The organism is Nostoc sp. (genome assembly GCF_036919615.1).
Classification (GTDB): Bacteria; Cyanobacteriota; Cyanobacteriia; order Cyanobacteriales; family Nostocaceae; genus Nostoc.
This window is the reverse complement of the sequence record NZ_JBALCN010000034.1, coordinates 1-7,247: the sequence shown is the minus strand read 5'-3', so window position 1 is coordinate 7,247 and position 7,247 is coordinate 1. Positions and strand designations below refer to the sequence as shown.

The 7,247-nt window shown below is 44.2% G+C and carries 7 protein-coding genes; 1 reads left to right on the top strand and 6 read right to left on the bottom strand.

All coding sequences use genetic code 11. The features are described from left to right. A partial coding sequence (locus V7K48_RS11150) for a tetratricopeptide repeat protein (RefSeq protein ID WP_335072345.1) occupies nt 1-1,866 on the bottom strand: 1,866 nt, incomplete at its 3' end. Between the two features lie 53 nt (nt 1,867-1,919). Between V7K48_RS11150 and V7K48_RS11145 the strand changes: the two genes are divergently transcribed. Then, the gene (locus V7K48_RS11145; RefSeq protein ID WP_335072343.1) at nt 1,920-2,087 is read left to right on the top strand and encodes a hypothetical protein; all 168 of its coding nucleotides are present in this window, start codon (nt 1,920-1,922) and stop codon (nt 2,085-2,087) included. 184 nt (nt 2,088-2,271) lie between these two features. On the opposite strand, the gene metX is transcribed toward V7K48_RS11145, so the two are convergent. The 5 genes from metX to V7K48_RS11120 form a co-directional block, all read right to left on the bottom strand. After that, a complete protein-coding gene (metX, locus tag V7K48_RS11140) occupies nt 2,272-3,351 on the bottom strand; it encodes a homoserine O-acetyltransferase MetX (protein ID WP_335072341.1) in 1,080 nt (359 codons plus the stop codon). A 391-nt stretch (nt 3,352-3,742) separates the two neighbouring features. Then, nucleotides 3,743-5,056 carry an O-acetylhomoserine aminocarboxypropyltransferase/cysteine synthase family protein gene (locus V7K48_RS11135; protein ID WP_335072339.1) on the bottom strand — a complete coding sequence of 438 codons (1,314 nt, stop codon included), beginning with the start codon at nt 5,054-5,056 and terminating at the stop codon, nt 3,743-3,745. Between the two features lie 149 nt (nt 5,057-5,205). Beyond that, nucleotides 5,206-5,574 (bottom strand): sugar-binding domain-containing protein, encoded by a 369-nt coding sequence (locus V7K48_RS11130; protein WP_335072337.1) that lies wholly within the window; start codon nt 5,572-5,574, stop codon nt 5,206-5,208. 293 nt (nt 5,575-5,867) lie between these two features. Further along, a complete protein-coding gene (locus tag V7K48_RS11125) occupies nt 5,868-6,668 on the bottom strand; it encodes an SDR family NAD(P)-dependent oxidoreductase (protein WP_335072335.1) in 801 nt (266 codons plus the stop codon). Nucleotides 6,669-6,753: 85 nt separating this feature from the next. Next, nucleotides 6,754-7,247: WD40 repeat domain-containing protein (locus V7K48_RS11120; RefSeq protein ID WP_335072333.1), on the bottom strand; the 494-nt coding region annotated here is incomplete at its 5' end.

Below are 7,247 nucleotides of genomic sequence, written 5' to 3'. Positions count from 1 at the left end.
CATTCCAGAGCGATCGCCTAATTCTGTTCTCACTGTCAAAGATTGCCGATACAGGGTTTCGGCTGCATCCCAGTTGCCGCGATTGCGCTCTATATCTCCCAACAATCCATTGCAATATGCAATATTAATTTTATTTTCTTGCTTTTGTGCAATGGCTAAAGCATTCTGAAAACATCTTGCTGCTTCATCCCAATTGCCTAAATCACGATGAATTATTCCAATCCATTGCAAGCAGATACAGCGTTTCTCCTCGTCAATGTGTGGCAAAACTTGTTCACACAAGTCTTTTAATAAACTCCAATGTCCCCACCATCTCAGATATTCTCTCAGAGTTCCCAGTACTAAATAATATGCTTCGCTGTCATTGCCCAATTGAAAAGCAAAATATAGAGCCTCCAATACTGGGCGTAAATCTTCTAAAGTTTTAGGGTTTTCAACATTTTTCCCAGAGCAGTAAAACTTATAGATACTCTTGAGCAGATTAGGCAGTTGGTCTTTATATTCCTCTTGTAGAAACTCCACAATCACCCGATGTAAGTCATAAAATACTTCACATTGCTGTTCATCATAGCGACTCTGCACCAAACTGCTATCAATTAATCGTTCTAAAATTGCTTGCGTTTCACTAATTTCTTCCTCTGTCAATTCAGCAGGTTCTCCTAAATCTGCTGCCGTTTCAAAGCGCTCATCTTGCTCTCGTTTATCTGTATATAACCGCAAGAAAGTTAAACCTCGGATATCTATCCCCACTCGCAATACACACATCTGGCTGAGTAAATCTCGCGCTGCTTCACTTTGCCTTGTCAGTTGCTCTCTGAGAATGGGTTCAGCCTTTTTCGTCACAAATTCTGGATGCTTCCACAGATACCCAGGCTTACCCTTACCAATAGCCGCCAGTTGGGTTAACAAAAAAACGTGTCCTTCAACTCGCTTAGACATCCACTGCAAATCTGCTACACTATCTTTCAGTTGGCGCTGTCGCAAAATCTCAACTCCCGCGACTGTCGCCACTCCAGAAATTCTCTCGATATACACCAATTCTGAATCTGGTTCGGCACCCTCATAGCGGATATCAGCCAAATCTGCTGGCACTTCCCGACTGGTTAATAGGGTTTGTGATTGATGCTGCTGATAGACTAAAGCATTTAGCAGTTTACCCCAATCGGGTGAAATTGCCCGTCCCGCTTGGGGATGATTGGCAGGCTGTAAAATACTTTCCAGGTTATCCAGCACTACAAGAGTGCGTGTTTGCGCCAACCCTTGAATAATTTTGGCTATCTTTTCATCAGCAGTTTTCAACGTGTCTGCTGTTTGAATACCCAAGCCTTCAATTAGGAGAAATTCTGCTACATCATCAAAACTTGTCCCCTCTTGTGCCTTGAAATAAATTACGCACTCATAAGGGCAGTCTGTCAAATTCCGGCTCTGTAAATTAACAGCCAGTGCCTCTAACAGTTTCACGGCTAAACTGGTTTTACCAATACCCCCCTGTCCAATCAGTGCTAATACCTTCGGTGGGTTTTCCAGTTGGAGTAATTTTGCCTGTAACTGCTGAAGTAGTTCATCTCGTCCCTTCCACACTGGTACACTGGGAATTGCTGGATTTACCACCAATCGCTTTTGTGTCGTTGTTGTAGTCTGTAGGGGCGATCGCAGTTCAGCTTCAATTTTATCGAGTTCATCCTCAAAACGCGCCAGTTGAGTCTCTTCTTCTGGAAGCTGATGTTCTAATTTAAACTTTACTGTCGTATCAGTCTCAATCGCTAAGTCATGCCGTATCCGGTTTACTTTCTGACGCCGGATATCGCACTCTTTTTGAAGTTCGTCTCGTTTTTCCTCTAATCGACCCTGTTGTTCTCTGTTCATTTAGAGGCTGAGATACAAGTTAGATTACTTAAGTATAATCATGATAATCTACGGTGCTGTTAAAGGGTGTATACTTAACGGGATTTTTTAAGAGCGATGCCTACGGCGGCAAGCTACGTACTACTCACCTCAAAAACGTCGTAGGCACACAGCAGTTTGTCGTCAGATATCGCCTTTTCAACTTCATCATTCCACCTCTAAACGTCATCGTTCAAGCTTAGAACTCGGAAGTTCGACCTTTTATCTCGGAACTTCGTGCTCATAACTCGCAAGCCCGACCTTTTAGCTCGGAAGTTCGTGTTCAGAACTCGAAACGCCGACCTTTTAGCTTGGAACTTCATGCTCAGAACTCGAAACGCCGACCTTTTATCTTGGAATTTCATGCTCAGAACTCGAAACGCCGAGCTAGGAGGCTGGTAAATCTAAACTTTGCTGAAAAGCGATCAGCAATTCATTCAATGCATCCATGTCAATTAAAAATGCATCATGTCCGTGGGTTGACTTTAGCCACGCCAGTTGAGCATTAGGAATTAAATTTGCCAATTCTTGTTGCTCTACTGGAGGATAGAGGATGTCAGAATCAATTGCGACAACTAAAGTCGGTTGTTGGATGGTTTGTAGAACAGATTCATAATCTGATAAATTAGGAACTGTGCGATCGCGTGCAACATCGTGGCGATCCATTACATGAGTGAGGGTGATATAAGTGTTAGCATCAAATCGCTCTACCAGCTTTTGACCTTGATGCTGTAAGTAACTCGCTATAGCAAACTGCTCAGATGCATCATACTGCCGCCCAAAGCGGGTTGTAAAACTATCCCAGGAACGGTAAGTAGACATCGCCATCATCCGCGCCACTGCTAATCCTTGATTTGGGGGCGCATCCAGAGTGTAGTTCCCTCCTTGCCAGTTTGGATCAGCATAAATTGCCTGTCTTTGGGCTTCACTTAATCCAATACACCAAGCGGAATGTCTTCCAGAAACAGCAATGAGTGCAATAGCTTTCACTTTTTCTGGATACAATAATGCCCACTCCAGTGCTTGCATCCCACCGAGTGAACCGCCAATTACTAACCGCAGAGATTGAACACCCAGATATTCTAGTAGTGCAGCTTGCAGGTGAACCATATCTCGGATTGTAATCTCAGGGAAGGATACACCATAAGCCTTTCCCGTTATTGGGTTGATAGTAGTTGGCCCAGTTGTGCCGTAACAACTTCCCAAGATGTTGCTGCATACAATAAAATCGCGTTCTGGATTGAAAGCTTTTCCTGAACCAAACAAAGGTTCCCACCAATCATCAGCGTCAGCCGAACCAGTTAAGGCATGACAAATTAGTACCCCATTATCGCCTTGAGCATTTAACTGTCCCCAAGTCCGATAAGCAACCTGAACCCCAGTTAATGTTTCGCCCCCTTCCAGTTTAAATGGCACCGTCAGCTGGTAAAACTGGGTTTGCGGTGAGATGAAGTCTGAGTAGATCATATCTAGGATTCTGTTCAAGAGGCAGTGAAGATGGGGAATGGGGAGAACTAACTCCAAACTCTAACCCTGTCCTGACTTTTCACGGGATGTGGAAAAGGTTATTTTGAGGGTTTCTCAAACCCTAACTTTTACGTTACCTATTTTCATTAACTTAGAGTTATTGAGAATTAGACTGTGGAAAAAGCCACGCTGTTTCGTGGTTTGAGGACTTACCGTGAAAAGTCAGAACCCTGTCAAGGTGGGTAAAAATTCTCGAAAATCAATTCCTCTCTTATCTCTGTGTTCTCTGTGCCTCTGCGGTTCAATAAATAAATAACAACCACAGAGATGCAGAGCAATCAGAGAAAAAGAAAGATTTTATAATTCACTTAGACAGGGCTACTCTAAACTCCTAACTTTCCTTTATTTTCACTTGTCGAAATGCCTGCTCAAAATCCTCTTTGATATCGTCGATATGTTCAATTCCTACCGATACCCGTACCAAATCGGGTTTCACACCCGCTGAAAGCTGTTCGTTATCACTTAGCTGTTGATGGGTTGTGGAAGCCGGATGAATAACGAGGGTTTTAGCATCACCAACATTTGCTAAATGACTCGCCAATTTCACATGATTAATAAAAGCTTTACCTGCCTTCAGTCCACCTTTGATGCCAAAGTTTAAAACTCCCCCAAAGCCATGCCGGAGATATTTTTTCGCTCGTTCATGATAGGGGTGATTGGGAAGTCCCGGATAATTAACCCATAATACCTGCTCTTGCTGCTCTAACCACTGAGCCAATTCTAGGGCATTGCTCACATGCCGATCTACACGTAGGGAGAGAGTTTCTAATCCTTGCAGTAAAAGAAAGGCGTTAAATGGACTCAAGCATGGGCCAAAATCTCGTAACCCCTCGACTCTGGCGCGAATAATAAAGGCAATATTGCCGAAGGAACCACTAGGGCCAAACACTTCTTGGAAATTCAGCCCATGATAGCCGGGTGCTGGCTCAGTAAACAGGGGAAATTTGCCGTTACCCCAGTCAAATTTACCCGAATCGACAATTACGCCACCAATAGAAGTACCATGCCCACCAATCCATTTAGTTGCAGATTCCACTACAATGTCTGCACCATATTCAATGGGTCGAGCTAGATACCCACCAGCACCAAAGGTATTATCCACAATTAAAGGTATGCCGTTTTCGTGGGCAATGTGAGCTAAAGCGGCAAAGTCAGGAATGTTGAATTGAGGATTGCCAATGGTTTCAACGTATAGGGCTTTGGTGCGATCGTTGATCGCCTGATGGAAACTTTCCGGCTCATCTCCCTCGACAAACTTGACATTAATACCCAAACGCGGTAGAGATACTTTAAACTGGTTATATGTTCCCCCATACAAAAAACTAGTGGAAACAATATTATCTCCAGTCTGAGCAATGGTACTGATTGCTAAGAATTGCGCCGCCTGACCACTAGCGGTTGCTAATGCTGCTACACCCCCTTCTAAGGCAGCAATCCGCTTTTCAAATACATCCGTCGTTGGATTTGAGATCCGGGTGTAAACGTTGCCAAATTCCTGGAGAGCAAACAACCGCGCTCCGTGGTCGGTGTCGTCAAAAACGTAGGAACTCGTTTGGTAAATTGGTACAGCACGAGCATTAGTTCCCGGAGCCGGCTCTTGTCCAGCATGAACTTGCAGGGTTTCAAAACGATATTGTTCAGACATAAGCAGTTATTTTAGTTTCCAATTATACAAAGAAGTAATAATCCTATTTGAAGGTTGTGTTAGATTAATCAACGGTAATTAGTCAGACTTACCGTATTTTAATCTAAAATATTTTTGACATAAAAAATCTTATCCTTGCAAAAAGCAATCTAAATCTTAGAAAGAATCATTTGGGCAGCAGCTTCATCGGTAATTAGTCCTGTAATTAACTTGCCATGTAGAGCTGCCAAAATAGCCTCCGCTTTTCTCACACCGCCTGCCACACCAATAATGAGTCGATGAGTCGGTTGTTCGAGTGCTACACTGGCAACCCGACTGTTTGTCCCCTCTTGCAGCAATACTCCACGATGGTTGTAAGCCCAACCTGCAATTTCTCCGACTGCTCCCAGTTCAATCAGTTCAGCCACTTCATCGTCATTGATGAAGCCGTCTTTGATGTAAGGGAGCATTCCAGGCAATGTGACTAATTCTGATAAACGTTGCTTTGGCTTGCCGGGACAAATTGAGCTTTGCTGCAATTATCTTCTTGCGTATTGCCGGCAATATAATAAAGCCAAGCAGGATGAGTAGCCAGGTCTAATTTGCGATGGCTACGCCTGCCGCAGGCATCGCGCCGCTCCAAAAAAAGTTGTCCAATATCCCACCTTCAAAAAGTATGTATCTACCAAAAGCATGATTCTATCATTAAAGCTTATGCCCCAAGACATAATTTATGCTCAAATTTTGATGAAGAGAGTACTTGAAAATTAAGACAGGCCTATTATTCTCTGCGTCTCTATGTAATATGAAATATTGTCTGTATAAATTTCTGTTAACCTCCAGTAACCTCTAAGTTAAACCCAGTAATGTAGCCTGCCTCTTCGCTCATCAGAAAAGCTACCCCATTCGCTACCTCTGACAAACTTCCTAAACGCCGCATTGGCACTGAATTGATCATCTGTTGCTCCACTACCTTGGGATCGGCATCAAAGTACTGCGACCCTACTGCTGCTTGCAATTCGGTTTGCCGCGTCCACATAAAACCAGGGCCAATCAGCGCCGGGGAGAGGGCATTCACCCGAATGCCGTAGGGAGCCAAGTCTTTCGCTGCCGTTTGAGTAATTCCAATAACAGCAAACTTGGAAGCGGTGTATGCCAGCATATTTGGCGGCCCAACCACACCTGCATAACTCGCCATGTTAACGATCGCACCTCCACCGGCATCGCGTAGTTGCTGTGCAGCCGCCTTGAGAACGTGGAAAACGCCGACAACGTTAATATTTATCACCTTTTGAAAGTCATCCTCAGGATATTCGTCCGTTTTAGCAAACATTCCTTGATAACCTGCGTTATTAAATACATAGTCGATCCGCCCAAGCTGCTCAACAGCATTAGTAAAGGTTTTAGCAACATCATCACTAGCTGTAACATCACAGCAAAACGTGCCGACTGGAACGTTGTAACCTTTTAGTTCTTCAGCCACATCTGCCATCTTCGGTTCATTCAAATCTAGCAGGGCTATTCCTGCACCATTAGCAGCAAAACGGTGTGCAGTTGCCTTGCCTATATCTCCTGCACCACCCGTAATTAGGATGGTCTTACCTGCAAACTGATAGGTTGCTGTTGCTGTCATAGTTTCAACCTCTTATACCATTTTAGAGCAGCCTCAACCGCGCACCCTTCTTGCCCGGTTGCGGCTAAGGGATTGCAGACATTGGTTATTTGTCACTACTAACACCATCGCACAAATGCCTGTCACTCTCATCATCAGAGGGATTAATTTTAAAATAATTGCGTATATAATTACACCCCTGTTTTAGTAAATAATCAAAATCCAGCTTCCACAGTTTGACTGTGTTGTCAAGACTGGCTGAAGCTAGCATCTTGCCATCCGGGCTGAAGCTGACGCCATTAACCCAGTTTGTATGCCCAGTCAGGGTTTTGATTTCTTTGCCAGTGCTGGTATCCCACAGTTTCACTGTGCTGTCAGCACTGGCTGAAGCTAGCATCTTGCCATCCGGGCTGAAGCTGACGCCATTAACCCAGTTTCTATGCCCAGTCAGGGTTTTGATTTCTTTGCCAGTGCTGGTATCCCACAGTTTGACTGTGTTGTCAAGACTGGCTGAAGCTAGCATCTTGCCATCCGGGCTGAAGCTGACGCCATTAACCCAGTTTCTATGCCCAGTCAGGGTTTTGATTTCTTTGCCAGTGC